The organism is Endozoicomonas sp. ALC013 (assembly GCF_049310205.1).
GTDB lineage: Bacteria > Pseudomonadota > Gammaproteobacteria > Pseudomonadales > Endozoicomonadaceae > Endozoicomonas.
This window is the reverse complement of the sequence record NZ_JBLYNS010000013.1, coordinates 16,346-42,442: the sequence shown is the minus strand read 5'-3', so window position 1 is coordinate 42,442 and position 26,097 is coordinate 16,346. Positions and strand designations below refer to the sequence as shown.

Below are 26,097 nucleotides of genomic sequence, written 5' to 3'. Positions count from 1 at the left end.
AGTCACATCATTCCTGAGTAGATCACATTGCGTACATTCTATAAAGCCAGTGAATCAAAAAACTCTCTATTTTTAATCAGACATTCGTCTTAGCTCATCAATCATCAGCTTTGTTATGGTTTTGCTGGGCGCATCCGGTATGCCCAGGCTTTCGGCAACCGCCGGTGGCCTGAAGCCCCTGATGTGAGCATAAATCATGACGGCCAAAGGATCCGGGTTTGATGCGCGAATGGCCAGCTGTTCGGTCAGCATCAGGTTCTGATAGTTTTCATCAGCCACATAGATGACCGGCTTGCCCCGGTAGATGGCCTGCTGGGCGACGGATGATTTATGGACAATAACCGCAGAGGCAATGGTGCTCAGTGATGCGGTGGAATAAGTGCCGTGGTGTAACAGATGGACATTGCCGTCCGATTGAGCCTCAATGATCCTGCGCTCAAGCTCACCACCAAACTTGGGGTGATATGAAACCAGAAAAAGAATGTTGGGCAGCTTCCTTGTTGCTGCAATAAAGGTTTGAAAAGCCTTGGGATAGCTGCTGCTGTAATCACCGGCAAACAACACTACAGGCTGCTCCGGGTGTATATTGAGGGTGTCGCGTAATAGGAAAATATCGGTCTCATCATAGACTTTGTCCCAGTCTTCCAGTGCGGGCTGTCCGGTAACGGTCACTGCTGCTCCTAGGGAGGCAGCGATGCTCTGAAAGCTAAGCGCGGTGGTTTTACTGGGGACATGGAACTCGTCCAGGTAGCTCAGCTCTTCTAAAAAAGGCTGTACATAGCTGATGGAATCAACTGGCTCAAAATTATCATAAAATGCGATGACCCTGGCACCTCTTCTCTCCCAGATATTGGCAATCTGAGCCTGTGCCCGACTTGCCATACCGGTATAGACAATTTTGGTCGAGATGCTTTCAGCGAGTTGGTAAACCAGCTTCTGGTTAAGCAGATGGTCGCGATTTTCATACAGCGCTTCGTTGTGGGTCAATCTATCGAATGGAATCAGAGCCGGGTCATTTTTGAAGACTTCAGCAGCACGGCCCATCGCCAATATCCGGTAGGGAATATTGGCGTTTTTCAGTTTTTCCTGAATACGCAGGAAAGCGTTGCTTTCCCCCTGGTCATAGGCCACGAACAATACCGCAGTTTTGATATAGTCCGCATCGCTGCTGTAAGAAGTCGGTGCAAAGAAAAGCCAGAAAACAGAGAAAATGATGGATGCTGGCAGATATTTCAGCTTGTTGTTTTTCACGTGAGGCTACCCCGGAGAACTTCCTTAAAACTTTTTCTTCCTAAGAATCAAGGTAGGAGTCCCGCCGGGGAGTGTAAATCTGACTATTTCCGAATCAGATGAACGCCCATTTCAGCGTGATGAGTGTATGGGAACTGGTCAAAAAGGGCGATTTTTTCGATTCTATGGGTCTGGCAAATGGTTGACAGATTTTTCCTGAGCGTTTCAGGGTTGCAGGAAATGTACAGGATATTGTCGAAATTCTGCACCAGCTTTTCTGTTCCTTCATCGAGACCTGCCCTGGGAGGATCCACCAGAATGGTTGAGAAATCATAGCTGTCCAGGTCGATCTCACTCAGGCGGCGAAATGCCCGTTCCCTGTTCATGGCCTGGGTCAACTCCTCACTGGATAGACGGGCGATTTCTACGTTCTCTACATTATTCAGCTTAAAGTTTTCCCGGGCCGAATGGACTGAGGTTTTGGCAATTTCAGTGGCCAGTACCCGGGTAAAATGTCTGGCAAGCACGCAGGTGAAATTACCATTTCCGCAATAGAGCTCTAACAGATCACTGCTACGGTCGGACGTAATCGCTCGTGCGGTGCCACTGGCCCAGGCAAGCATGTGCTCATTAACACTGGCATTAGGCTGGGTAAAACTGTTTTCTACCTGGGTGTAATAAAATGGTTTGCCATCCACGGTCAATGTTTCAGTGACATATTCTTTATCCAGCACCAGTTTCTGTTTGCGGGCACGTCCAATAATGGCAATGCCAAACTGTTCCTGCAGTGCTGTTGCTTCCTGTTGCCACTGATCATCCAGCTGGCGGTGATAGATCAGTGAAACCAGGGCTTCCTTTGTCTGGGTGGTGAGAAATTCAACCTGAAAAAGCCGTTTCTTCAGATGGCTGCTGGCGATGATAGCCTCCATCAAGGGCATCATTAACCGGTTAATGGTTTCGGAGCCGCTGGGAAAGGAGGTGACTTCAAAGGGCTGCCTGGTTTGTGGATCGAACATTCGGTAGTAGCAGTGATCGCCCTCATGCCAGACATGAAACTCTGCTCTCATCCGGTAATGGTCCGACCTGGAGCGGAAAAGTTCCAGTTCAGGCATATCGAATTCGGCAAACTCGCTGCAAATGCTGCTGGCCTTTTGGGCCAGTTGCTGTTCATACCTTTCGGGTTGGACTGTTGGTAGGGACATAGCGCTCGTGATCAAATAAAAACGGCCCATATTATGGGCCGTAATAGCATGGGCGTGAAGCGTGGTTTATGATTGATTTGAGTGGCCATGCATTGACTGCTGGATGTCTTTCCGGATTTGCTGCATTTTTAAGGCGATTTGATCACTGCGATGGCTGATCAGAATCATTCTCTGCTCAAATCGTTGCAGAACATGGCAGGCTTCCCGGAGTTTGCCAGGAAGTGCTTGTTGAAGATGTTCAAGTGAGCGATCGTTGGGCTTGTTCATAGCCCAAGTATAGATGTGAGGTAGGGTGGCCGGCACGTTCAGGGGAAGAAAATGCCGGTATAAGGAATCAGGCAGCGACAGCCACGCTCTGGCTATTCATGCCCATGGCTCTTGCGGTGAGTTCTGCCAGCAGTTGTTCAATTTGCTGGCGATCGGATGCCTGGCTATCCGACGTCTTCTGGGCCCTGGCTTTGCGGTGCCGCTCAATGGCTTCGCGGATGCGTTGTTCCCGTGGGTCAAGCTCAATAATGATCTCTGGTTCAGCCGCTTTCACTGGCTCAGGCTGCGGTTCAGCCACTTCGATCTCAACCGTTACGGGAGCGGCTGGTTTGCTGTTGAGGAGTTCAACCGCATTGCTGTTTCCTGACAGGACGGCGTTGGCTGCTGCCTGAATGGCTTCAAGCTGGGCCGAAATGTCGTCGCTGAGACAGATGTTGTTCATTTGCACAACGGCATTCACCTGAGAGCCGTTTTCCGGTTTTGCCACCAGCTTTTCTTTCCGGGCTTCTGCTGCGTTTTCCTGTGCGGTAGAAACATCCAGTTTGATGTCCGGTGATCTGACGCGTTCAACAGAAACAGGCGTCACTGGTTGTGCAATGCCGGGCTGTTGTGGTGTTGCGGTTTTCTCTTCCGTCTGCTTTTTCGGCTCTGGAGAAATCTCATCAAAGTCATCCATGTCGCCGTCGAACTCGTCAAAGATGCTGGCAAGCTCTTTTTCCACGCTGGACTTGCGGGTTCGTGTTTTCTTTTTAGGCTGGATCTTGACGGTGCTGGTTTTATAGCCACGGAGACTGCGAGCACCCAGCGTTTCAATGGCTTCCTGTTCAAGCGCGTTCAGCTCATTGCGGTCTTCTACGAAATCCCACTCTTCAACGACAAAGCCATCCCTGCCGTGTACACGGATCTCCTGGTATAGCGGGTAGTCAAGATTCTGCTCGGCTGCAGCCACCATTTTTTCCCATTGGTCAACCAGGTCATTGCGGGTTGACCCAACATAGACTTGAGAGGTGGTTTTGTTGGTGACGGTGAAGATAATCAACGCTTAAGACCTTGCTGTGACTGAAACAGGGGCGCGATTATACCTGTCAATTTATCCCTGTGCAGGGGTGGAAAGCTCGTATTTTGTAGTTTTTTTTTACGATGTCCGGTTTGATTTTGAAGCCTGGTCGATGACTTTATCGTTCACACGAAGACCCATTGCGCTAATACGATGCAATTGTCGTTTAATGCGGTAACTTGACGAGTTTATTAGGAATAAGTCGCTTCCAGAGCAGCTGTTGTTTTCAGTTGTTGTCAGTTGTTGTCAGCTGAGGAAAGTATCAGGTTCCATTGCCATCACGATGGCATCTTCCCAACCCCTGCCCATGGGGTAATAGTTTTTCCTGATGCCGATCTCGCTGAAGCCTTCATGAAGATAAAGGTTGAAGGCTTTGATATTGGAGCGGCGGACTTCAAGCAGAATGGTGTTGCAGCCAGACTGTCCTGCTGTCTGCAGCATGTGTTGCAATAGCTGCCGACCGATACCTCGCCGTTGAAAAGATTTGTCCACCGTCAGAATCAGAATGCTGGCTTCGCCGGCTACCGTCATCATGACGCAGTGTCCTACAATTCTGCCATCAAGCACTGCCAGTTCGCAGGTATAGCCGGAGGACAGGCTGGCGGAAAAGTGTGCTTTTCGCCAGGGGTGTTCTGCTGACTGTTGCTCCACGGCATTGACCTGTTCCAGGTCACTTTCCAGCATGGGGCGAAACGTGAGTGAGGGTTGTGTCATGGTTGATGATTTATCTGAATCGTTTGATCTTCAGGCATTGCCCTGTGTGTCTGGTGTTTTGGTGAGTAGCGGAGCCAGATCCTGCCATGCTTCCCTTTTGAGTATGGACTGTTTCATCAGTTCATTCAGCCCATGGGTTACAGCAAACCACTGGCCTGTATGAGTGCCCGGCTGGATGCCGCGTAGTTGCTCAAAATCTTTCTCCGGATCCATAACAAACCTGGCCGCTGACTGGCCAAATAACAGAATCACCTTTCTGCGGGATAAGCCGTATTGGTTGCTCAGATAAGCACAGACGGCATCGGCGGCAGCGTAGTCATCCTGGCTTAGTTGGCTCAGCAGGCCCCGGCTTTCGCTCATGGGCCAGACAAATTCACGAACAGTCTGTGCACCTTCCGGGTTGAGCTTGAGTGCTTTGAGAATGTCATCTAAAAGGCGTTGATGGTAGCGGCTGAATTGGTTGAGTCCGGAGTGTGGCATTTCGGCCACCACAAGGCAGTCATCGCTGACGGGTTTTATCACCAGACGGAATTTGCTGACGGAGCCTGACAGCTGTTTTACAGGCTCTGGTGAAGGTTGAGCTTCCTGTTTGATGTCCTCAACAGGTTTGGATGGGGTAATAAATTGCCCAAGGATATCTACTGGCTTGGTCGGCGAGTATCCTGTCTGGGGCTGCTCTCTGGCATTCTGCTGGTTAAACGCTGAGCTGATTTCAGTGCCAGAAACAGCCTGAGCTGACTCTGCTTCGGCAAGTGCCCGGGCGTCCTCTGCTATCCAGTCAAAAGGTCTGGCTGGTTGAGCATTGGTCAGTTGATATCTGGGAAACCAGGTTTGTATGCCCATGGCTCCCAAATAGTTCTGTCTGAGTTTTTCCCGGTGGGCAATCTGAATTTTTGCTGCAGAACTGTCGACAGCCTGATCACTGTTGGATGGTGAAGGGTGGTCAACGGTTTCGCCCTGCATGTTGGTTCTCAATGGTTGCCGCTATTTACGGTTGCTGCTCTCAAGGGTAAGAGCAGAAGGAAGATTAAAAAGCCAATAGTATCATTGAAAGATCCTGTTGGCATTTTAATCAAACCAAATTGATTAAACCGTTCCCCCGGTTTGTGGATTGGCTTTGGTGATATCGGCTTCCAACAGGTTGAGGGCATGGATGTAGGCTTTGGCGGAAGCAATGACGATATCGGTGTCAGCCCCGGAGCCATTGACAATCTGCCCATTTTCCTCAAGCCGGACAGAGACTTTACCCTGGGAGTCAGTGCCCGTTGTAATGGCGCTGACGTTATACAGTGCCAGCCTGGCCCGGGAGTTGGCCAGCTTTTCAATGGCTTTGAATATGGCGTCAACAGGACCATCACCGCTGCTGGATACCGTCTGCTGTTTTCCGTTGATTGCCAGGGTGAGTGTTGCTTCCGGTGTTTTGCCAATTTTTGAGCTGGCATTCAGATCGATCAGTTTATATTTCTCCACCAGCTCGCTGCTGCTGCGGGCATCACTCACCAGTGCCTGAAGGTCATCGTCGTAGATTTCCGATTTTTTGTCCGCCAGAACTTTAAAACGCTGGAAGGCATCATTCAGGTCGTCCTGGCTGCTGAACGATATGCCCAGTTCCTCCATTCGGGTTTTGAAGGCATTGCGACCAGACAGTTTACCAAGTACCAGCCGGTTGGTATTCCAGCCGACATCTTCGGCAGACATGATTTCATAGGTTTCCCGGTGCTTCAGTACACCATCCTGATGGATGCCAGACTCGTGGGCAAAGGCGTTGGCTCCCACGATGGCTTTGTTGGGTTGAACCGGGAAGCCGGTGATGGAGGAAACCAGTCGTGAAGCCGGTACAATCTGAGTGGTGTTAATACCGGTGGTTACTCCCAGACAATCCGACCGGGTTTTAATGGCCATGACAATCTCTTCAAGCGAGGCATTGCCCGCCCTTTCCCCTAATCCATTGATGGTGCATTCAACCTGACGTGCCCCGTTCACAACGGCAGACAGTGAGTTAGCTACAGCCAGGCCAAGGTCATTGTGGCAGTGAACGGAGAAGATGGCTTTATCAGCGTTTGGGATACGTTCCATCAGGGTTTTGATGGTTTCTCCAAACTGGTGTGGCAGGGCGTAGCCAACGGTATCTGGAATATTGATGGTTCTGGCACCGGCATCAATGGCTGCTTCAATAATACGGCACAAAAAATCTATTTCGGAACGGCCGGCGTCTTCACAGGAAAACTCAACATCGTCAATGTGGTTTCTGGCCCGTTTGACGGCAAATACGGCCTGTTTGATCACATCGTCCGGGTTCATACACAATTTGTGCTGCATATGGATGGGAGAGGTGGCAATAAAGGTATGAATCCGGCCCCGTCTGGCTGGTTTCAGGGCTTCGGCGGCCCGATCAATATCTTTTTCCAGTGCCCTGGAGAGACTGCATACGGTGCTTTCCGTGATATTGGTGGCAATGGCTTTGACGGCTTCAAAGTCACCCGGGCTGGCCATGGCGAAACCGGCTTCAATAACATCTACCCGCAGTTTTTCCAGGGTTCTGGCTATGCGTAATTTTTCATCACGGGTCATGGCTGCGCCGGGGCTTTGCTCTCCATCGCGCAGGGTGGTATCAAAAATCACAACTTGATTGTTGTTCATGGTGTATCCCTTGCCTTTGCTGTCCGAAAGGCTGGTCAATTTCTTATTGGCTATGCTGCTGTAACTTGTTTTGTCTGCGCAGCAATCTTGTCTGGCAAGTCCGCTTTATCAGTGGTCTTGCGGTTTGGCCATCAAGGCCGGGTATTGGGGGAGATAGTAATTAATATGCCCTAAGGCAGTAGTAGAAGTAGCAGGCGAGCAGGAGCGAAGAAAGTTTCAGGCAGGAGAAGAACTCCCTCCTGGTAAGAAGTCTTATTATTACTTTTGATATCAACGTACAGTCTTTGCCAGTTTATCACGCTACTCATTGCGCCCTTCTCTTGAGGGAAATACGTAGATCGGCCAGGTAGTTGTACTATAAAGGCAGAGTTTGCAGGATACAAGATGGATATGGGGTGGTGGGCATGTTTCATGCCCACTCATTTTTATCATCAATGAGTCAGAGGGTGTTCTGACCATTGCTTCAACAGGTCTATCCAGGCTGGATGATCATTCAGGCAGGGAATGAGTTCCAGTGACTCACCCCCGGCTTTAATAAACTCCTCTTTGGCCCCAATGCCGATTTCTTCCAGCGTTTCCAGGCAGTCAGAAACAAAAGAAGGGCAGATAACCAGTACTTTTCTGGCTCCTTGATCTGCCAGTTGCTTGAGAACATCCAGAGTATTTGGCTCCAGCCACTTGGCTTTTCCCAGTCGGGACTGGAAGCTAACGCTGTATTTATCGATCGGGACGCCTGCTTTTTCAACAAAGGCCTCTGTTGTCTGATATACCTGATGTCGATAGCAGGTTTTGTGGGCAATGGAGGTTTTCTGGCAGCAGCTTTTATCTTTCAGGCAGTGATTGCCGGTTGGGTCATCTTTTGTAATGTGGCGCTCTGGTACGCCGTGGTAGCTGAACACCAGGTGATCAAACTCTTTTTCCAGCCAGGGCTTTGCACTTTCGACCAGCGCCTCAATGTAGCCATCGTGATCATAGAACACCGGGTGGACGCGAAGCGGCAGGGTGATGCCCATTTCCTGCATCAGGCTTTTGGCCCGTTCAATCACGGTTTTTACCGATGACATGGCGTAGTGTGGGTAGAGTGGGAACAGCAGGATCTCTTCAATGCCCGGTTGCTTTGCCAGATTGCTCAGGGCCTTTGCCATATCCGGTTTGCCGTAGCGCATGGCCAGCTCAATCGGGATGCTGGTGCGCTCTCTGAGCTGTTCCGCGCACTTTTCGCTGTTGACAATGAGTGGTGAGCCCTGCTCAGTCCAGATGGCGCTGTAAGCTTCAGCGGATTTTGCCGGACGGGAAGGTAAGATAAAAAGGCTGAGGATAAGCCTGCGAATCACCCATGGCAGGTCAATCACATGCTTGTCCATCAAAAACTCATTGAGATAGTTTCGAACATCTTCAACAGATGTGCTGTCCGGTGACCCCAGATTAACCAGCAAAACGCCTCTGTTTTCCATGGGCTAAAGAGCTCTCTATGATTTGTCAGAAGTACCGCCAATTCCTTTTCATTGTTCAGGTTGGATCGTATGGGTGGAGTACTTCAGGATTGATTAATTGACAGCGAGTTTAACAGCTTTGCAGAGACTTTGGTGAGAATGGTGTCATTTCTTGTTGGTTGAGAGTTCCGGCCTCTGTTCAGAGGCCGGAAACAGGCTCAGGCCTGTTTGCGTCCGGCCCAGTAAAGAGTGATAAAGCCAAAGACAGCGGAGAGTATGGAGCCAGCCAGTACGCCGATGCGATCTGATACCAGGTAGTTGGTATTCACGTTTTCAAAGGCCAGTGAGCCAATGAACAGACTCATGGTAAAACCAATACCGCAGAGTATAGAGAGGCCGTACATCTGGAGCCAGCTGGTTCCGGTGGGCAGTTTGGCCAGTCCGGATTTAACCGCCAGCCAGCAGAAGCTGAATACGCCAATCTGTTTGCCCAGGAAGAGGCCGGCCACAATCCCCAGGGGAATTGGGGTAAACAGGCTTTTGATCTGTTCGGCATTCAGTTCAAGTCCGGCGTTGGCAAAGGCAAAAATAGGCAAAATGACATAATGAACACTGCTGTGCAGGTTGTGTTGCAGGGCTTTCAGCGGTGATCGACCGCTGCGGTCAACGGTTTTCAATGGAATGGTAAATGCCAGAAGCACGCCAGCCAGCGTAGCGTGAACGCCTGACTTTAGCACGCAGATCCAGAGCAATACGCCGACAACCATGTAAGGTCCGATCCTGGTAACATCCCTATGGTTGAAGAAAGCCAGGATTGCCAGTAAGACAGAGGCAATGCCCATGGACATCAGAGATAGCTCTTCAGTGTAGAAAATGGCAATGATAATGATGGCACCAAGATCATCAATGATGGCCAGGGCCAGAAGGAATGTCATCAGTGATGCGGGTGCGCGTTTACCGAGTAAGGCAAGAATGCCTACGGCAAAGGCAATGTCAGTGGCGGCGGGGATTGCCCAGCCTTTAATGGCAATAGGGTCTGAGTAGTTAAAAGCAACATAGAAGAGTGCCGGTACCAGCATTCCGCCGATGGCACCAATACCTGGCAGTATAACCTGAGCCGGAGTACTGAGTTCCCCTGCAAGCACTTCCCGTTTAACTTCGAGGCCGATCAAAAGGAAGAAAACTGCCATCAGACCATCATTAATCCACAGCAGCAGTGGTTTGTGGATATCCAGGGGGCCTGCGGTAAAACGGATGGGGGTTGATAGCAGTAAGTCATAATACTCTGCAAAAAGTGTATTGGCAGCGAGCATCGCCAGTGCTGAGGCGATAAAAAGCAGTACGCCAATGGCGTAATCCTGCTGCAAGAAGCTATGAAATCGTCTGGCAAACATGTTTTCTCCAGGTGCCCGCTATAACCGCCCGTAGCCCATTGATTACACCAGTATCTCCGTAAGGATTTCATGCCAGTTGTTGCTTGACAAGTACGTTGGTCCAGCGGGCAAAAAATAGCATTCAGTTTATCTGCACTGAATGCCGCTTGGTATTACGGGCTATTACTTATGGCGGCAGTACGGAGTAAGCCTATAGGGTTATTGGTAGTTCAGGCCGCAGGTTTGCGGGCAAGGGTTACGCGGTCATGACCGGCCAGATCGGTTTCTGTGCGAATTTGTGTGAAGCCTGCCCGGGAAAGGATTGTCTGGACAGGGCTGCCCTGGTCATAGCCGTGTTCTAACAGGAGCCATCCCCCGGGCTTCAGGCTTTGCAGTGAGTGTTCGGCAATCACACGAATATCGTCCAGTCCATCCACTCCAGAGACCAGCGCTGACAGGGGTTCATAGCGAACGTCTCCCTCTTTCAGGTGCGGGTCATTGCTGCAAATGTAGGGGGGGTTGCTGACGATCATATCCATTGAGCCTTCAGCCAGTGGTGAACACCATGAACCCTCAATAAATACGGTATTCCGGATATCATTGATCACCGCATTTTCTGCCGCAACAGCCAGGGCGTCCGGGCTTTTGTCGATAGCGGTAACTTCCCAGTTCGGCCGTTCCTTTGCCAGGGCAAGGGCTATTGCGCCGGTACCGGTTCCCAGGTCGGCCACTTTCATTGTTGATTCGGTGTTTTGATCCAGCGTGCTATCTAAGCCAAGTGCCAGCTCAACCAGTAGTTCGGTGTCTGGCCTTGGGATCAGGGTGGCTTCGGTAACTTTTAACTGCAAGCTCCAAAACTCCCGTTGCCCGATCAGATAGGCTATGGGATGTCCTGCTTTTCGTTGATCGACGAGCTTTACCAACTGAGCCATCTGTTCACTGGTCAGAAGCGCTTCAGGCCAGGTAAAAAAATAACTGCGTGGCTTGTGGAGAACATGTGCCAGCAGCAGTTCTGCATCAAGCCTGGGAGTGGGGCTGGCAGAAAGCATGCGGGATGCTTTTGCCAGGGCGGTGTCAATTCGGGCGCTGCTCATGACTTATTCGCCAGCCAGACTGGCCAATAGCTCAGCCTGATGCTCCTGCAGCAGAGGGTCAATAACCGGGTCCAGTTCACCTTCCACGATTTCCGGCAATTTATAAAGAGTAAGGTTGATACGATGGTCGGTGACCCGCCCCTGGGGATAGTTATAGGTACGAATACGCTCAGAACGGTCACCACTGCCTACCAGACTTTTCCGGGTATCACTGATCTCTTTCGCGGCAGCGGCATCCTGGGCATCCTGAAGTTTGGCCGCCAGCCAGGTCATGGCTTTGGCCTTGTTTTTGTGCTGTGAGCGCTCATCCTGGCATTCAACCACAATACCGCTTGGCAGGTGGGTGATACGAATGGCTGAGTCAGTAGTGTTGACGTGCTGACCACCGGCACCTGATGAGCGGTAGGTATCGATGCGCAGGTCTTCCTTACGGATCTCAATCGCCTGTTGTTCATCGGGCTCCGGCATCACGGCAACGGTGCAGGCAGAGGTATGGATTCTGCCCTGGGATTCAGTCTCAGGAACCCGCTGTACGCGATGGGCTCCCGACTCAAACTTCATTCGACCGTAGACGTCGCTGCCAATAACGCGGGTGATAATCTCTTTATAGCCGCCGTGTTCACCGTCGCTGGCACTGATCACCTCAATTCGCCAGCCGCGTTTTTCTGCGTACCTTGAGTACATTCTGAACAGGTCGCCGGCGAAAATGGCGGCCTCATCGCCGCCTGTTCCGGCACGGATTTCCAGAAAGGTGTTCAGGCCGTCCCTTGGGTCTTTGGGTAACAGCAGCACTTCAAGATTCTGTTCCATTGCTGGCAGCTGTTGTTCGCAACTGGCCAGTTCCTCGCGGGCCAGTTCCGTCATGTCCGGGTCGCCTTCCGCCATCATGGCTTCGGCTTCGGCTTTGTCGCTGAGTACCTGGTCATACTCTTTGTAGGCTTTAACCACCGGTTCCAGTTCAGCGTATTCCTGGGAGAGCTTGCGGAACTGATCCTGGTTACCAATAACCCCGGGGTCACTCAACAGTGCGGAAAGCTCTTCGAAGCGCTCACCGAGGTTTTCCAGTTTGACGAGAATGGACTCTTTCATGATGTCTGTAAAAGGTGTCTATATAAGGGTGGATTCAGAATGCCATCAGGCATCCTGAGTTGAATCGGATTGACGACTGGGGCTCAGGCCCAGAAGTTTCTCGGCCCACTCCAGCTTTTCATGTTGCCCTTTTGCGGCAGCACTTTTCAGCTGTACGCTGGGGTGGTGCATCAGTTTGTTGGTCAGCGAGCGGGCAAATTGCTGCAGTACTTCTTCCGGACTGCCGCCTCTGGCCAGCCATTGCAGTGCTTTCTCAAGCTCCAGGTCTCTGATCGCTTCGGTGCTCTGGCGATAGTTGCGTAACAGGCTGACGGCATCCAGCGCACGCAGGCGGGTCATGAACTCAAAGATATCGGCCTCAATCATGCGTTCAGCCTGTTGGGCTGCATTTTTGCGCTCTTGCAGATTGTCTTCAATTGCATCCTGCAAGTCATCCACTGTGTAGAGAAAAACATCAGCCAGATCACTGACCTCGGGTTCAATGTCCCGGGGAACCGCAATATCCACCATAAACATGGGTTTGTGTTTTCTCTGCTTCAGCGCCTTTTCAACCGTTCCTTTGCCGAGCACCGGTACCGGGCTGGCGGTGGAGCTGATAACAATATCGCTTTCATGGAGTATGTGCGGCAGGTCCGATAGCAGGACGGCTTTTCCGCCAAACATGTCGGTCAAGCGCCGGGCTCGCTCCAAGGTACGGTTGGCCACGATAATATTGGCAACGCCCTGCTGGCACAGGTGTCGTGCGGTCAGTTCAATGGTCTCGCCGGCTCCGATCAGTAATGCCGTATTTTCGCTAAGGTCAGAAAAAATCTGTCTGGCCAGTCCGGTAGCGGCATAGGCAACGGATACCGGCTGCGCGTTGATAGCGGTTTCTGTGCGAATCTGTTTGGCCGTGGTGAAGCTGTGCTGAAACAATCGATTCAGACCAGGGCCGGTGGTGTCGGCTTCCTGTGCGCTGGCGTATGCGGATTTTAGTTGTCCCAGAATCTGGGGTTCGCCAAGCACCATGGAGTCAAGCCCACAGGCAACCCGCATCAGGTGGCGGACCGCCTGTTCATCATGGAAGAGGTAGCTGTGTTCTGATAGTAATTTGCCGTTGGTCTGATGGTAACCGCTCAGCCAGTCAATCAGTTTGTCGTAGCACTGTCTGACTGTTTCGGCCCCGGAGCTGTGAATAGCACAGTAGATTTCGGTACGGTTGCAGGTAGACAGGATGGCAATTTCTTCAATACCAGTGTGGATTCTGGCGCTTTGCAGCGCATCGGACAGCTGCTCAGCAGAAAAGGCGACCTGTTCCCTCAATGTGATTGGTGCTGTCCTGTGATTGATACCGGCGGTAATATACCCCATCAGACCTCTGTTGCTGTCCAGGTTCACTGCTACTATAGATTGGCTGACATATCCGTACCCGGATTATAAGGCGTTCAATGCCATCTGGGCAGGGAGTTATGTCGCTCAATTGTTCATTTGAAAATGCTTTCAGAGGCGCATTCCCTGGTGAAGGGGGGCAAGGCCTGACATTTTCTGCTTAAGGCTTTCTTTCAGGAAAGCTCTTGATTGCTGGAGTGTTGTGCAAATCCTGCTTATGTTTTTTCTGACTTATGACCATGTCCGATACTTCAATCGCAGTTATCAGGTTCACACTCAGGAGCGGGGCTGCTGGATTGATGGGTGTTTCGGCCGATCAATTCTGCAATGGAAAGCGTGTAACTGCAAACTCTCTTCACGTTTTTTAATGGAAATCAGGGGAAAGGGCATACCATCCATGATTAGAACGATTGCCGGGGCTGAATTATTCATCAACGGGGCTGAGGTTTTCAGAAAATATTGTAAAAAGTTGACGCTTGTTTTTGCTGTTTTTCTGGCGGGTTGTGCCATTAAGAATGTTCAGCAAGTGGATCATAGCGCTGTAACTGCAACGAACGGTCAATCACATGCCGGGGTTGATGAGCCTGTTACCCCTTTTGCCGCGGAGACGCTTTATGATTTGCTGGTGGCAGAGATTGGCGGTCAGCGTCAGCGTTATGATCTGGCGCTGGGCAATTATTTAAAACAGGCACACAAAACCAGAGATATTGGCGTAGCCCGGAGAGCCTACCAGGTTGCCGTTTATGTAGGGGCAAGACAGGCAGCGCTGGATGCTTCATTACTCTGGGTCGAACTGGAGCCGGAAAACCCGGATGCACTGCATGGGTCTGCTCTTGAGCTGGTGTATGCCGGTCAGTATGACCGGGCCTTTGCCCGGATGAGTCAACAACTTTCTTTGGGGGGCAGTCCGGCCTTTGATGTGCTTGCCAGTGCCGCTGGCAACGAGCAGGGGCGGCTGGCTACAGATAGCCAGCTTGAACTTATCCAACAGTTTGACCAATTGTCTCAGGCTTACCCGGATTATCCTGTGCTGAAGTTGGGTAGAGCCATTTTGCGTCAGCAGACCGGTGCGTTTGAATCGGCACTGACTCTGGCTAATGAGCTTCTGCGGCAGGATCGCGGGTTTGTCCCTGCCATGATGGTGAAAGGGCGGGCCTTACACAAATTGAAACGGGATGCTGAAGCTGAAATTATGCTTGCTGACGCGATTCGGCGTCACCCGGAGAAAAACCGCCTGCGCTTGTTATATGGCAGAGTTCTTGTTCATGCCGGTAAGCTCGACCTGGCAAGGAAGCAGTTTGAAATTCTGCTTGAGAGGGCTCCCGGAGAGAGTGATATTGTCTTGTCTCTGGCACTTATCACCTCAGAAAATGGTCTGGAGCAGGAAGCTGTGCAGTACTTTGAACAGCTGTTGGCCCTTGGTGAGCGAAACAATACAGCCCATTACTATCTTGGACGTTTGAGTGAGAAGCAGGAAAAATATTCTGCTGCCAAAGAGCATTATCTTTCTGTAGGTCCCGGAAAGGAGTTTATGGCGGCTCAGGTGGCACTGACTCAGATGTTGGTTGGGCAGAACAAACTGGAGGAGGCGCTGACCCATGTGGGGGAAGCAAGAAGCCGTCATCCTGCCCGGATGGAGTCGCTTTTCCTGTTGGAGGGAGAGCTTCTGGTTAATGATCGTCAGCTGGGCAAGGCGCTGATATTGTTTGAACGGGCACTTAAAACAAACCCTGAATCGGTCAATCTTCTCTATTCAAGAGCGATGGTTTATGAAAAGCTGGATGATCTGGAGGGGTTAGAGAAGGATCTGCGTTCTATTCTGGCGTTTGATCCTGACAATGCTGCGGCATTGAATGCCCTGGGCTATACCCTGGCTGATCGAACCGACCGGGTTAAAGAAGCGGAAGCGCTGATTTTACAGGCTTATGATTTGAACAGCGAGGATCCGGCTATCCTGGACAGCATGGGGTGGGTGCAGTTTCGTCTCGGGAACCTGGATCAGGCAGAGAAGTATTTGAGAATGGCATACAGCCAGTTTCCTGATGCGGAGATCGCTGCTCACCTGGGTGAGGTGCTCTGGGTGAAAGGTGAGCAGGATGCTGCCCGGTCTCTGTGGGCGGAAGCGCTGCGGAAAAGCCCTGATAGTCAGATTTTAAAGGATACGATGGGGCGGCTCACAGGGGGTGATCCCAAGAGTCAGGCAGAAACAGTCAGTACTGCGCCGTGATTTTTTTAACAGTAAATGCCACGCCTTCAGTGGTCTGAAGAAGATTTTGCGGTGTGTGCGCATAAAATAGCTTGGTGTATATGGGAATGGGTGTTGATAAGTACTTTTCTGGTTTGAGAATTTTACTGGTTCTGTGTGTTTTCATCCTTGCCGGCTGTGCTTCCCGAACGGTTGATTCGGGCAGGCAGGTCAGTGGCGAAGAGAGAGAACAGCGCTGGCAGAGGCACCAGGAACGTTTGGGGTTGATTCAGGCCTGGGATATGACCGGCCGTCTTAACATGAAGGTTCCAGGGCAATCAGGTACGATGTCGCTTGACTGGCAACAACAAGGTGATCAATACAGGTTGGCTCTGGATGGCCCCCTGGGTGCATCCATTGCTCGTATCTCGGGGGGGCGTCAGGGTGTGTCGGTCACTGCCTCGGATGAAACCCGTTATGGTCCGTCACCGGAGATGCTGCTGTATTCGCTGACCGGGTGGCAGTTTCCGGTCAGTAATCTGAAGTACTGGGTCCGGGGGTTGCCAGTGCCTGGCGATGATGCCAGGGTCCAGCTGAATAACCTGGGATACCCTGACAAAATTGAACAGCAGGGTTGGGTGGTTGCTTACCAGCAATACGGATTGAGTGGCAGTCAGCGATTACCTGTCCGCCTGGTTGTAAGCCGTGGTGATGTTCGATTGAGTCTGATAGTGAGTAGCTGGCAGCTTTAATACTGCCAGTCAGTTTTTGCCTATGTTAATGGTGGCAAGTGGGGAGGTCATTCCCGGGTCAGAGTATTTCCCAGATGCCTTCCGGGTTGTATTGAGAAATGGTTATTAATCTGTCTAACACTCTATAAACGGTATCGTGGTAGCTTCCATAGCCATTTGGTGGGTTCAGGGCCTCCATTGCAGCCCTGTTTTCGACCATGTAGTTGCGAATTTCCAATAATGGCTTTACCACACGGCTTCCTGTCATGCCTTCGATAACATGTATTCCTGTGCCTGGTTTTGCAGCACAAAACATTGGTGTTACGTTATAGGAACAATTGACGAAAGTATCTTCACCATACCCTTTCATCTGAAAGTCATAGCCCATAATTACCATCCTCGTTTGAGTCAGGGTGAATGATTTGCAATTAAGTGATGGGTCAAAAGTGATCAATCAGACCTTGTTTTCCGGTGTTAAGTTCAAGGTTGGATGTTTTTCTTCGAGTACTTCTGTCTTAATGCTTTCCTGGGCATTTTGAGCCATTATGATGACGGTGTTTTTTTTGGAGTATTCTGGATGCTGACAGAATTAGTGTTGCCAGCCCCTGCCAAGTTGAACCTGTTTCTGCATATCACTGGCCGCAGACCTGATGGCTATCATAATCTGCAAACACTTTTTCAATGTCTGGATTTTGGTGATCAGCTGACTATCACCAGCAGTGATTCGGGTATTGAGCTGGTTACTGACCTTGAAGGAGTGGAGCATGAGGATAATCTGATTGTTAAGGCCGCCCGTCTTCTGCAACAGGAGACCGGTTGTCGTCTTGGTGCAAAGATTCATCTTGATAAACAGCTGCCCATGGGGGGAGGGCTTGGTGGTGGTAGTTCCAATGCCGCGACCACTCTGTTAGGACTTAATGCCTTGTGGGGGCTGAGCCTTTCGATTGATCAGCTGGCGGCACTTGGTTTAAGACTGGGGGCCGATGTTCCGGTGTTTGTGCGCGGGCACAGCGCTTTTGCCGAAGGGGTGGGTGAAATTCTTACTCCAATCGAGCTTCAGGAAGCGTGGTTTCTGGTTCTGGTTCCCAATGCTCAGGTGAATACCGCTGCGATGTATGGCCACAGTGAATTGACAAGAGATTCATTGCCAATTACAGTGCGCGACGTCCTTGAACGAGAGGGGGCGGCCCTTGATCAGGCTCCGGGTAACTATCTGGAGCGGCATCACAGGCAACAGCGGCGAAACGATTTCGAACCTCTGGTTCGTTCACTGTATCCCGAGGTTGATAAAACGCTCTCTCTGTTGGATAATCTCGCAGATTCAAGCATCGGGCGGGCCATGATGAGTGGTTCCGGGGCATCAGTATTTGCCCGGTTTGCCAGTCGTGAACAGGCGTTAACGGCACAGGCTGAACTGACTCAAAGCGTCACTCGTCCTGAGATTGCAGAGGATACATCAAAGCTACACAGCTTCGTGGCGCGCGGCATTAATCGTTCGCCCCTGCATACGGCTTTGCAGCAGGCAGGTTTTACGCTTACTGCGTAATCTGTTTGTTTATCGCTCAAGACTGTTTTGGTGTTAACTACGATAAATCGGCCTGGATTGTGCGCGGATTGATAAAGAGATTTACTGGGGTGTCGCCAAGCGGTAAGGCATCAGGTTTTGATCCTGACATGCGGGGGTTCGAATCCCTCCACCCCAGCCAGTATTCTGTCCGTGTTCTCCGTCACACCGAAAGTCGTCTCCTGTCATCTACTGATGCTGATTTTTCAGGCAGTGCCCTGCCTGAACCCTCTCTCGTTACTCGATTTTTCCACCTACGCCCAGTACCCAAGCAAGGTAATTTCCCGTGTCGAAAATGATGGTGTTTGCCGGCAGCTCAAATCCGGATTTGGTTCACAAAGTTGTCAATCACCTGCATATCCCACTTGGCAAGGCTTACGTTGGCCGTTTCAGTGATGGCGAGTGCGCCGTAGAAATCCAGGAAAATGTCCGTGGCCGGGATGTATTCATCATCCAGTCAACCTGTGCGCCGACCAATGATAACCTGATGGAGCTTCTGGTAATGGCGGATGCCATGCGTCGCTCTTCGGCGGTTCGTGTAACGGCCGTTCTGCCTTATTTTGGTTATGCCCGTCAGGATCGTCGCCCCCGTTCCAGCCGTGTACCGATCAGTGCCAAAGTGGTGGCGGATATGATTGCCAGTGTGGGTGTGGATCGTGTGTTAACGGTTGACCTGCATGCGGACCAGATTCAGGGCTTCTTCGATATCCCTGTGGATAACGTCTACGGTTCACCCATTCTTCTGGACGATATTGAGCGTCGTAATTACAGTGATGTGATGGTGGTTTCACCGGACCATGGGGGTGTCGTTCGTGCCCGTGCCGTGGCCAAGCGATTGAACTCTGACCTGGCTATTATCGATAAGCGCCGTCCAGAGGCCAACAAGAGTGAAGTCATGAATATCATCGGTGATGTGTCCGGGCGCACCTGTATTCTTGTTGACGATATGGTGGATACGGCCGGTACCCTGTGTCAGGCCGCTGCTGCCCTGAAAGAGAAGGGAGCAAAAGCCGTTTATGCCTACTGTACTCACCCGATCCTCTCTGGCCGTGCCCTGGAAAATGTTGCCAACTCCCAGCTGGATGAGCTGGTGGTGACCAACACCATTCCTCTGAGTCCGGCGGCCCAGGCGCTGGATAAGATTCGTCAGCTGGATATGTCTACTCTGCTGGCTGAGTCTGTGCGTCGTATCAGTAATGCCGAATCCATTAGTGCGATGTTTCAGTAAATACCCAGTCTGGTGCGGGAAACATATTTTGCTTTTTTGCGCCATGCCGGTATGATATCGCACCTTTGAATCCCTTTGGGGGGTTCTGTTTGAACAGCCTGACGCTGCCTGGTCGCAAGGCGGCGGCAGGTCTATTGGAGATTATCATGTCTGAAGCAATCGTTTTAAACGCAACAGCGCGTAAGGATATCGGGAAAGGTGCGAGCCGCCGCCTCCGTCGTGCTGACCTGGTGCCTGGTATCATCTACGGTGGTGAAGCTGAGCCGGTACAGATCACTCTGGAAGGTAAAGCCATCCGTAAGGTTCTGGAAGTTGAAGCTTTCTACTCTCAGGTTCTGACCCTGACGGTCGATGGCACCAGGCAGCAGGCTATCCTGAAGGACCTGCAGCGTCATCCGGCTAAAGAGTTCGCCATGCACATGGACTTCCTGCGTGTTGATGCGGACCATGAGATCACTACCAACGCTCCTCTGCACTTCATCAATGAAGAAGAGTGTGTCGGTGTGAAAGCGGGTGGTGCGATCGTACACAACCGTGTGGATCTGGAAATCAAGTGTCTGCCAGGTGACCTGCCAGAGTTCATCGAAGTTGACATGGCCAAGGTTGAAGTGGGCGGCCACGTTCACCTGAGCGACCTGACCATTCCTGCGGGCGTTGAAGTTATCGCTCACGGTCAGGATCTGGACATTGCCAGTGTTCAGGCTACTCGCGGTGGTTCTGACGAAGAAGCATCTGCTGAAGAAGCTGGCGAAGAGTAAGCAGAAGGAGGCGTTATGGCAAAATCTTCGGAGCTTTTACCCTCAAATGAGTCGATTCGACTGGTTGTGGGTCTGGGAAATCCCGGGTCACAGTACGAAGATACCCGCCATAATGCCGGCTTCTGGTACGTTGAGCAGTTAGCAAGAAGCTACGGTGCTATCTTGCAGCCAGAAAAGAAGTTTTTTGGCATGACTGCCAGGGTGCTGATAGGCGGACAGGAAGTTCGCCTGCTCAATCCTGGAACCTTTATGAATCGAAGTGGTCAGGCTGTTGCTGCCATGGCGACTTTCTTTAAAATCCCTCCTGAATCTATCCTTGTGGTTCACGATGAGCTTGACCTGCCCGCTGGCGTTGGCCGCTTGAAGCAGGGTGGCGGCCATGGTGGTCATAACGGTCTCAGAGATATTATCTCTTCCCTTGGTAACAGTCGTGAGTTTTTACGGCTTCGGCTTGGCATCAGCCATCCCGGCAACAGCAAAGATGTGGTGAACTATGTGTTGACCAAACCATCGGTTGCAGAGCGGCAAAAGATTGATGCGGTTATTGATGAATCGATCCGGGTCACACCTGAAGCCTTGAATGGCAAACGATCCAAAGCGGTGCAGGAGTTGCATACGTTCTCTGCCTGAGAGTTTCCACTATTGCCTGCTTACTGACTTGACACATTCAATTCGGGAATTGGCCAGTAATCATTGCCATTAAACAGTTTCCCCTTTCTCAGCATGGCGTTGTCGATCAATCGGCAGATCAGTTCCTCAAACTCTATTCCGGCATGCCTTGCTCCATCGGGAAACAGGCTGGTGGGCGTCATTCCGGGAAGATTATTGATTTCAGCAAAGATCGGCTCTCCGTTTTCGGGAACCATAAAATCGGAGCGGCTGATATCCCGGCAGCGAAGCAGTTGGTGTGCTTGCAGAGCGATCTCCTGAACTCTTTTTCGCTGATAATCCGTAATACGGGCGGGAATAATATGTTCACTCAGGCCCGGTGTGTAGCGATGGGTATAGTCATACCAGGCATTATCAGGCGTGATGATTTCTGTGGTTGGCAGCACTTGTGGGCTATCCAGCTCAAGTACCCCGGCGGTGACTTCTCTGCCATGAATAAATGTCTCCACCAATAGTTGTTCATCTTTCTCAAAGCCGCTTCCAAGTCGTTCTTCCAGCTCTTGCTCGCCCCGGGCAAACTGAATGCCGATACCAGAGCCCTGGGCGAAGGGCTTGATAATCACCTTCTCCCCGAGGGCTTCCATGCATTGGCTGACGGAGCGGTTTAGCGGGTCTCCACGGGAAACGATACAGTCTTTCGCCATGGGGATGCCCGCAGCCTGTAAAATACGCTTGGTAGCGACTTTGTCCAGGGCGCAGGCGCTTCCAAGGACCGTTGAGCCAACATAAGGGATGCTCATAATCTCAAGAAGCCCCTGCAGGCAGCCATCCTCCCCCATGGGGCCGTGGGCGACGGGAAAAACCACATCGACCTGGTGGAGGGTCAGGTTGGCAGGCAGCATCTTGTCCAGCTCAAGAGTGACTACTTTCCGATAGTTTTTCTCCAGGGGCGGGCTGATGCGACCCGCAGAGAGTCTTGAAACAATGGCTTCAGGGGAAGGACCGCCACAAATGATTCCCACGGTAATACTTCTGTCTGGCATCTAATGATCCACAAGATTAAGGGTGCAGTTCATCAAATGTAGTTGTTTTTGTTGTCCTGCATCTTGTTAATTAATATTCCGAGGTTGCCCAGCGATAAAATCCAGAGGCCAGAATGATGCCCAGCCCGGCTTTCATAACGGTATAGATGTGAGGGGATGTTGAGAGGTAGCTGGCAATAATATAAAAAAGCATGGCCGTGCTTGCGATTTCTACGGTGGCCAGAATGCCTCCCGCGGCACCCGTCAGGCTGGGAATGCTTTGCATGCCTAAAGTATGGCTAATAGTTCCTGTCAATGGGCTGGAGCCTTTCCAGAGTTTGCTGATATAGGGGTGTCTTTGGGCATAATCGGGGAGATCGTATAGGGAGGGAAATTCCTCGATTATTTCCCAGTCATTAACCAGCGCAGTCAGATAATGCCTGTCATCGGTGGAAGTTATCAGTGCAGCTGGTTGAGCATCAAAACGGGTGTTGCCTTTGCTTTCTTCGGCAAGCTGTAATTGCCTGGCGGCTTCTATAAGCTGATTGATCTCTTGTGATTCTGGTCTGGCAGTTGTTTCATTGTTTAGAAAGTGCATATGGTTTCTAAGGAGTAAAGAGCTGTAGGTTACAGGAAGCTCGCTCCCGTTGTTGTCACTTCTATCGTATAGCTGAGCCGTTGCTATTTCTGTTGGTATTGCACTAACGCCTCGTTTATTGAGAGAAAGAACAGCTACCGCTGGTGCCACGTTGATAGTGCCATTTTCGACCCTGTGGCATAGAAGGGCGTCGACCGTTGAAGTTCCGTCAAAATGTAATTCATTTAACACTCTGGTGATTTTGGGTGTGGCCGCTCTGGCCGGTTGCCAGGTTTCATCGGTTTCGTTTTCTGTGCGGCTCGGTGTAATAAGAGAAAGGTGGGAGATTTTTTTGATTCGCTGGTCGTGGCAATAAAAGTTGTTTGAAAGTTGAGGAGGGCTTTCAGGTAAAACAATGGGAGGAGAGCATGGGTCGATAAAGTAATCCGCCGGGGCAAGCACTCGATCGTTGCCAATGAGAATACCTTTTGCCATTCTTTTTTGCCTGGCAAGGGGGTTGCCCTTGCAGTGGTCAAAGTGAGCGGTAATGACTGGGGTGGCGTTGGAATGCTTTTCAAGGGTGTAGCCGGTGGTTGTGAGATATGAATCGGCAGGGTCGCCGGTTGCCATTGGTTGAGTGCTTTCTGCTGCAATGGCTGTGAGTGGCAAAGCTGACAGGGCAAGTATCAGTTTACAAATAACGGTTTTGATCAATTGTTTCACAGGATTGTCGCCTTGGTTATTCAGGTAATACACCTTGTTAAAGTTGAAACGGCTTGTCTCCATGGGGTGGTCGCAAGCGCTTTTGGGTAATTCGTTTTAATGTTGAGTGCTTGGACATTTTTTTGTGCGAATAATTCTATTTTTTGCGAACGACCATAAATTTGTTTGGCCGGGACCTGAATTTCTGATTATTTTGATTGTGATTTTTAGTGTTTTCCGTAATATCGGCAACGAGTGTACTTTTGTACTGTTACGGCAGTACGGGCGGCTGAGATAAATTGAACAAGGCATGAAGACTGAGTCCTGGTTTCAGGTAATCAAACTGCTGAAGAGCCAGCAGGATGTGGAAGCGCTCCATGAAATTATGGCGGTGTTACTGACTCGAGAAGAACGGGAAGCGATTGGCTCAAGGCTGGCCATTATGCGGGCCCTGATTTCGGGAAAAGAGTCTCAACGGGAGATAGCTGCGCGGATCGGGGTGAGTATCGCCAAAGTAACCCGCGGTTCAAATTATCTGAAAACGCTGTCTGCTACTGAAATAGCCATGATTGAACAGATTTAAATAGTTAGTGTCTTATTAGAAAACAGCCTTGAGCCAGAAACAGCCCTGAGCCGGAAACAGCCCTGAGCCGGAAACAGCCCTGAGCTGGATAAGCAAATAGACCCATAGCAGTAGGAATAAGAATGTCTGAAGCAGTTATAACGGAAAGTTCTGCGGGCGCTGCCGGAAAGCAGGGTTCGGTTCTTGGGGGAACGGTGATCGTAGCCGGAACCGCGATTGGTGCCGGGATGTTTTCACTGCCAGTAGCCACCAGCGGTCTCTGGTTTGGTTACTCAATGCTGCTGATGGTCTTTACCTGGTATTGCATGTACAGCGCATCACTCTACCTGCTGGAAGCTAATCTGCGCTTTCCTTTGGGGGCGAGTTTTGACTCTATTGCCGAGGGCACCATTGGTTCTTTTGGTCGTATTGTTAACGGTGCTTCTGTTGCCTTTCTCTGTTACATCCTGACTTACGCTTACATCTCGGGCGGCAGTTCCATTATTACTTATTCCCTGGAAGCCGTGGATGGTGTTTCTCTTTCTCCACCTATGGCCAGCTTTGTTTTTGCCCTGGTGCTTTCTGCTATCGTAATGATCGGAACCCGTGCCGTTGACCGGGTCAGTACGGTGCTGATTGGTGGAATGGTGATCACCTTTCTGTGGAGTATCAGTGGCTTACTGGGTAATGCGTCCTCTGATAATCTGATGCCGGGCCTGTCGTTTGCCGAGGTGTCTCCGTTCTCTTTCGGAGCGTTGGGCTTTCTGACTGTCAGTTTCGGTATGCAGACCGCTGTACCCAGCATCACCCGCTATCTCAATAAGGATGGCAAACAGGTAAGGTTTGCCCTTTTGACCGGCTCGTTGCTGGCCCTGGCGTTTTATGCTCTGTGGCAGTTCAGTTTCTTTGGCAATCTGCCCCGTGAGGCGTTCCCGGCCATTATTGCTGCCGGAGGCAATATTGGCGATATGCTGGGTGCACTTTCCGGGTCTGGTCTTAATGTAAATGTATCCAATGTGTTGCAGTGGTTTGCCAATATGGCGGTGGCCAGCTCATTCCTGGGCGTTGCCCTGTGTCTGTTTGATTACATCGCAGATCTGTTCGGTTTCGACAGCAGCTTTGTGGGTCGCTTAAAAACAGCTGCCATCACGTTTATACCGCCAACCCTGTTGGGGGTATTCCTGCCCAATGGTTTTATTACTGCCATTGGCTTCGCCGGGCTGGTGCTGGTTGTTTTCTGTATTCTCTCTCCGGTAGTGATGGCCTGGGTTGGCCGTCAACGGGGTGAGGGTGGCTATCAGGTGCCGGGCGGGACCGTGAGAATGGCACTGATTTTCCTCTTTGGCATTGTGGCTATGGTGCTGGCGGGGCTCGATTTGATGGGGGTTCTGCCAAAGTTTGGCTGATGCCTGTTTGATGTGATTGGATTGAGCGCCTGGAGAGTATTTCTCTGGGCGTTTTTTTATCTGCCGACATAAAATTTCTGAAATTTTTTCCCCCAGTCTTTATAATTCGCCCCCATTAACTATCTTCAGGAGCGAGCAGAAGCGCTATGGGTTTCAAATGTGGCATCGTTGGATTGCCAAACGTTGGTAAATCAACGCTATTTAATGCCTTAACCAAGGCGGGTATTGATGCAGAAAACTTCCCGTTCTGCACCATTGAGCCCAATGCCGGTGTTGTCGCCATGCCAGACCCCCGTCTGGATAAGCTGGCGGCAATCGTTAAACCTCAGCGAGTGTTGCCGACCACCATGGAGTTCGTGGACATCGCGGGTCTTGTTGAAGGTGCTTCCAAAGGGGAAGGCCTTGGTAACAAGTTTCTGGCGAATATCCGTGAGACGGATGCAATTGCCCATGTGGTTCGCTGCTTTGCTAATGACAATGTTATTCACGTGGCCAACAAGATTGATCCCCGTGCAGATATTGAAATCATCAATATGGAACTGGTGCTGGCGGATCTGGAAAGCTGCGAAAAACAGCTGCAGCGTGTTGCCCGTTCTGCCAAAGGTGGTGATAAGGATTCCGTAGCCCAGAAGGGGGTGCTGGAAAAAATCATTCCGCATCTGGAAGCTGGTAATCCGGTTCGCTCTCTGGATATGAGTGATGATGAGCGGAAGCTTGTTCGTTTATTCCACCTGCTGACCATCAAGCCCACCATGTATATTGCCAATGTGGATGAGGATGGTTTTGAGGATAACGAATACCTGGACACCGTTCGGGAAATCGCTGCTCAGGAAGGGGCCGTGGTGGTCCCAATCTGCAACAAGCTGGAATCGGAAATCGCCGAACTGGATGATGATGAGCGAGCAGAGTTTCTTGCGGATCTTGGCATGGAAGAGCCTGGCCTGGATCGTGTTATCCGCGCCGGTTATGAACTGCTTGGTCTGCAAACCTACTTTACCGCAGGGGTGAAAGAGGTCAGGGCCTGGACGGTGAAGGTGGGTGCCACTGCGCCGCAGGCTGCCGGTGTTATTCATACTGACTTTGAGCGTGGTTTTATTCGTGCGGAAGTCACCGGCTATGATGATTTCATTAAATACAATGGTGAGCAGGGTGCCAAAGAAGCTGGCCGTCTGCGCGTAGAAGGCAAAGCGTATATTGTTCAGGATGGTGATGTTATGCACTTCCTGTTTAATGTTTGAACCTGGCTGAAAAAAAACGACGGAAGAAGGCACGCGAAAGCGTGCCTT

24 protein-coding genes and 1 tRNA gene are annotated in these 26,097 nt (G+C 51.0%); 10 read left to right on the top strand and 15 right to left on the bottom strand.

Going from position 1 to position 26,097, the window contains the following annotated elements; genetic code table 11:
• Positions 1 to 72 precede the first annotated feature (72 nt).
• The 12 genes from ACO6V1_RS04795 to hemA all read right to left on the bottom strand — a co-directional run bounded on the left by ACO6V1_RS04795 (position 73) and on the right by hemA (position 13,449).
• Positions 73 to 1,251, bottom strand: coding sequence for a hypothetical protein (locus tag ACO6V1_RS04795; protein WP_422466027.1), 1,179 nt, complete (start codon positions 1,249 to 1,251; stop codon positions 73 to 75).
• Positions 1,252 to 1,334: 83 nt separating this feature from the next.
• Positions 1,335 to 2,432: a tRNA (uridine(54)-C5)-methyltransferase TrmA gene (gene trmA, locus ACO6V1_RS04790; RefSeq protein ID WP_422466025.1), complete on the bottom strand. Its 1,098-nt coding sequence runs from the start codon at positions 2,430 to 2,432 to the stop codon at positions 1,335 to 1,337.
• 66 nt (positions 2,433 to 2,498) lie between these two features.
• A complete protein-coding gene (locus tag ACO6V1_RS04785; protein ID WP_422466023.1) occupies positions 2,499 to 2,699 on the bottom strand; it encodes a hypothetical protein in 201 nt (66 codons plus the stop codon).
• A 67-nt stretch (positions 2,700 to 2,766) separates the two neighbouring features.
• The gene (locus ACO6V1_RS04780; protein WP_422466021.1) at positions 2,767 to 3,738 is read right to left on the bottom strand and encodes a GIY-YIG nuclease family protein; all 972 of its coding nucleotides are present in this window, start codon (positions 3,736 to 3,738) and stop codon (positions 2,767 to 2,769) included.
• 264 nt (positions 3,739 to 4,002) lie between these two features.
• Positions 4,003 to 4,470, bottom strand: coding sequence for a ribosomal protein S18-alanine N-acetyltransferase (gene rimI / locus ACO6V1_RS04775; RefSeq protein ID WP_422449452.1), 468 nt, complete (start codon positions 4,468 to 4,470; stop codon positions 4,003 to 4,005).
• A gap of 30 nt (positions 4,471 to 4,500) precedes the next feature.
• Positions 4,501 to 5,433 carry a hypothetical protein gene (locus ACO6V1_RS04770; protein WP_422466019.1) on the bottom strand — a complete coding sequence of 311 codons (933 nt, stop codon included), beginning with the start codon at positions 5,431 to 5,433 and terminating at the stop codon, positions 4,501 to 4,503.
• A gap of 123 nt (positions 5,434 to 5,556) precedes the next feature.
• Positions 5,557 to 7,110: a 2-isopropylmalate synthase gene (locus ACO6V1_RS04765; protein ID WP_422466017.1), complete on the bottom strand. Its 1,554-nt coding sequence runs from the start codon at positions 7,108 to 7,110 to the stop codon at positions 5,557 to 5,559.
• Positions 7,111 to 7,541: 431 nt separating this feature from the next.
• Complete coding sequence (hemH, locus tag ACO6V1_RS04760; protein ID WP_422466015.1) at positions 7,542 to 8,564, bottom strand: ferrochelatase; 1,023 nt, start codon at positions 8,562 to 8,564, stop codon at positions 7,542 to 7,544.
• A 197-nt stretch (positions 8,565 to 8,761) separates the two neighbouring features.
• Positions 8,762 to 9,937 carry a Na+/H+ antiporter NhaA gene (gene nhaA / locus ACO6V1_RS04755; RefSeq protein ID WP_422466013.1) on the bottom strand — a complete coding sequence of 392 codons (1,176 nt, stop codon included), beginning with the start codon at positions 9,935 to 9,937 and terminating at the stop codon, positions 8,762 to 8,764.
• 209 nt (positions 9,938 to 10,146) lie between these two features.
• Positions 10,147 to 11,010, bottom strand: a complete 864-nt coding sequence (gene prmC / locus ACO6V1_RS04750; protein WP_422449442.1) for a peptide chain release factor N(5)-glutamine methyltransferase — start codon at positions 11,008 to 11,010, stop codon at positions 10,147 to 10,149.
• Between the two features lie 3 nt (positions 11,011 to 11,013).
• Positions 11,014 to 12,099, bottom strand: coding sequence for a peptide chain release factor 1 (prfA, locus tag ACO6V1_RS04745; RefSeq protein WP_422466011.1), 1,086 nt, complete (start codon positions 12,097 to 12,099; stop codon positions 11,014 to 11,016).
• 45 nt (positions 12,100 to 12,144) lie between these two features.
• A complete protein-coding gene (hemA, locus tag ACO6V1_RS04740; protein ID WP_422449438.1) occupies positions 12,145 to 13,449 on the bottom strand; it encodes a glutamyl-tRNA reductase in 1,305 nt (434 codons plus the stop codon).
• 415 nt (positions 13,450 to 13,864) lie between these two features.
• Here hemA and ACO6V1_RS04735 point away from each other — a divergent pair, with 415 nt between their 5' ends.
• Entirely contained in the window at positions 13,865 to 15,694 is a 1,830-nt protein-coding gene (locus ACO6V1_RS04735) for a tetratricopeptide repeat protein (RefSeq protein WP_422466009.1), read from the top strand.
• Positions 15,695 to 15,780: 86 nt separating this feature from the next.
• Positions 15,781 to 16,404: a lipoprotein insertase outer membrane protein LolB gene (gene lolB / locus ACO6V1_RS04730; RefSeq protein ID WP_422466007.1), complete on the top strand. Its 624-nt coding sequence runs from the start codon at positions 15,781 to 15,783 to the stop codon at positions 16,402 to 16,404.
• Between the two features lie 58 nt (positions 16,405 to 16,462).
• Here lolB and ACO6V1_RS04725 read toward each other — a convergent pair whose 3' ends face one another.
• Positions 16,463 to 16,771, bottom strand: coding sequence for a hypothetical protein (locus tag ACO6V1_RS04725; RefSeq protein ID WP_422466005.1), 309 nt, complete (start codon positions 16,769 to 16,771; stop codon positions 16,463 to 16,465).
• A gap of 189 nt (positions 16,772 to 16,960) precedes the next feature.
• Here ACO6V1_RS04725 and ispE point away from each other — a divergent pair, with 189 nt between their 5' ends.
• The 5 genes from ispE (at position 16,961) to pth (ending at position 20,563) form a co-directional block, all read left to right on the top strand.
• The gene (gene ispE, locus ACO6V1_RS04720) at positions 16,961 to 17,929 is read left to right on the top strand and encodes a 4-(cytidine 5'-diphospho)-2-C-methyl-D-erythritol kinase (protein WP_422449430.1); all 969 of its coding nucleotides are present in this window, start codon (positions 16,961 to 16,963) and stop codon (positions 17,927 to 17,929) included.
• A gap of 85 nt (positions 17,930 to 18,014) precedes the next feature.
• Positions 18,015 to 18,089: transfer RNA gene (locus ACO6V1_RS04715), tRNA-Gln, on the top strand.
• A gap of 144 nt (positions 18,090 to 18,233) precedes the next feature.
• Positions 18,234 to 19,175: a ribose-phosphate pyrophosphokinase gene (locus tag ACO6V1_RS04710; RefSeq protein WP_209275601.1), complete on the top strand. Its 942-nt coding sequence runs from the start codon at positions 18,234 to 18,236 to the stop codon at positions 19,173 to 19,175.
• Positions 19,176 to 19,321: 146 nt separating this feature from the next.
• A complete protein-coding gene (locus ACO6V1_RS04705; RefSeq protein WP_209200009.1) occupies positions 19,322 to 19,933 on the top strand; it encodes a 50S ribosomal protein L25/general stress protein Ctc in 612 nt (203 codons plus the stop codon).
• A gap of 15 nt (positions 19,934 to 19,948) precedes the next feature.
• Complete coding sequence (gene pth, locus ACO6V1_RS04700; RefSeq protein WP_422449428.1) at positions 19,949 to 20,563, top strand: aminoacyl-tRNA hydrolase; 615 nt, start codon at positions 19,949 to 19,951, stop codon at positions 20,561 to 20,563.
• Positions 20,564 to 20,583: 20 nt separating this feature from the next.
• Here the strand turns inward: pth and ACO6V1_RS04695 are convergent, their stop codons facing one another.
• Complete coding sequence (locus tag ACO6V1_RS04695; protein WP_422466003.1) at positions 20,584 to 21,585, bottom strand: D-alanine--D-alanine ligase family protein; 1,002 nt, start codon at positions 21,583 to 21,585, stop codon at positions 20,584 to 20,586.
• 70 nt (positions 21,586 to 21,655) lie between these two features.
• Positions 21,656 to 22,897, bottom strand: a complete 1,242-nt coding sequence (locus ACO6V1_RS04690; RefSeq protein WP_422466001.1) for a hypothetical protein — start codon at positions 22,895 to 22,897, stop codon at positions 21,656 to 21,658.
• A 256-nt stretch (positions 22,898 to 23,153) separates the two neighbouring features.
• On the opposite strand from ACO6V1_RS04690, the gene trpR reads away from it, so the two are divergent.
• The 3 genes from trpR to ychF all read left to right on the top strand — a co-directional run bounded on the left by trpR (position 23,154) and on the right by ychF (position 26,049).
• The gene (trpR, locus tag ACO6V1_RS04685; RefSeq protein WP_101744812.1) at positions 23,154 to 23,426 is read left to right on the top strand and encodes a trp operon repressor; all 273 of its coding nucleotides are present in this window, start codon (positions 23,154 to 23,156) and stop codon (positions 23,424 to 23,426) included.
• Between the two features lie 122 nt (positions 23,427 to 23,548).
• Positions 23,549 to 24,811 (top strand): aromatic amino acid transport family protein, encoded by a 1,263-nt coding sequence (locus tag ACO6V1_RS04680; RefSeq protein ID WP_422449422.1) that lies wholly within the window; start codon positions 23,549 to 23,551, stop codon positions 24,809 to 24,811.
• Positions 24,812 to 24,957: 146 nt separating this feature from the next.
• Positions 24,958 to 26,049, top strand: a complete 1,092-nt coding sequence (gene ychF, locus ACO6V1_RS04675) for a redox-regulated ATPase YchF (protein WP_209275607.1) — start codon at positions 24,958 to 24,960, stop codon at positions 26,047 to 26,049.
• Positions 26,050 to 26,097 lie beyond the last annotated feature (48 nt).

Excerpts from the sequence above, each read along its gene's own strand:
- hemA (WP_422449438.1), bottom strand. The coding sequence starts at position 13,449 with ATGGGGTATATTACCGCCGGTATCAATCACAGGACAGCACCAATCACA.
- ACO6V1_RS04705 (WP_209200009.1), top strand. The coding sequence starts at position 19,322 with ATGTCTGAAGCAATCGTTTTAAACGCAACAGCGCGTAAGGATATCGGG.
- ACO6V1_RS04765 (WP_422466017.1), bottom strand. The coding sequence starts at position 7,110 with ATGAACAACAATCAAGTTGTGATTTTTGATACCACCCTGCGCGATGGA.
- ychF (WP_209275607.1), top strand. The coding sequence starts at position 24,958 with ATGGGTTTCAAATGTGGCATCGTTGGATTGCCAAACGTTGGTAAATCA.
- ACO6V1_RS04785 (WP_422466023.1), bottom strand. The coding sequence starts at position 2,699 with ATGAACAAGCCCAACGATCGCTCACTTGAACATCTTCAACAAGCACTT.
- nhaA (WP_422466013.1), bottom strand. The coding sequence starts at position 9,937 with ATGTTTGCCAGACGATTTCATAGCTTCTTGCAGCAGGATTACGCCATT.
- pth (WP_422449428.1), top strand. The coding sequence starts at position 19,949 with ATGGCAAAATCTTCGGAGCTTTTACCCTCAAATGAGTCGATTCGACTG.
- ACO6V1_RS04695 (WP_422466003.1), bottom strand. The coding sequence starts at position 21,585 with ATGCCAGACAGAAGTATTACCGTGGGAATCATTTGTGGCGGTCCTTCC.
- hemH (WP_422466015.1), bottom strand. The coding sequence starts at position 8,564 with ATGGAAAACAGAGGCGTTTTGCTGGTTAATCTGGGGTCACCGGACAGC.
- rimI (WP_422449452.1), bottom strand. The coding sequence starts at position 4,470 with ATGACACAACCCTCACTCACGTTTCGCCCCATGCTGGAAAGTGACCTG.
- ACO6V1_RS04770 (WP_422466019.1), bottom strand. The coding sequence starts at position 5,433 with ATGCAGGGCGAAACCGTTGACCACCCTTCACCATCCAACAGTGATCAG.
- trpR (WP_101744812.1), top strand. The coding sequence starts at position 23,154 with ATGAAGACTGAGTCCTGGTTTCAGGTAATCAAACTGCTGAAGAGCCAG.
- lolB (WP_422466007.1), top strand. The coding sequence starts at position 15,781 with ATGGGTGTTGATAAGTACTTTTCTGGTTTGAGAATTTTACTGGTTCTG.
- ACO6V1_RS04725 (WP_422466005.1), bottom strand. The coding sequence starts at position 16,771 with ATGGGCTATGACTTTCAGATGAAAGGGTATGGTGAAGATACTTTCGTC.
- ACO6V1_RS04680 (WP_422449422.1), top strand. The coding sequence starts at position 23,549 with ATGTCTGAAGCAGTTATAACGGAAAGTTCTGCGGGCGCTGCCGGAAAG.
- prmC (WP_422449442.1), bottom strand. The coding sequence starts at position 11,010 with ATGAGCAGCGCCCGAATTGACACCGCCCTGGCAAAAGCATCCCGCATG.
- trmA (WP_422466025.1), bottom strand. The coding sequence starts at position 2,432 with ATGTCCCTACCAACAGTCCAACCCGAAAGGTATGAACAGCAACTGGCC.
- ispE (WP_422449430.1), top strand. The coding sequence starts at position 16,961 with ATGCTGACAGAATTAGTGTTGCCAGCCCCTGCCAAGTTGAACCTGTTT.
- ACO6V1_RS04735 (WP_422466009.1), top strand. The coding sequence starts at position 13,865 with ATGATTAGAACGATTGCCGGGGCTGAATTATTCATCAACGGGGCTGAG.
- prfA (WP_422466011.1), bottom strand. The coding sequence starts at position 12,099 with ATGAAAGAGTCCATTCTCGTCAAACTGGAAAACCTCGGTGAGCGCTTC.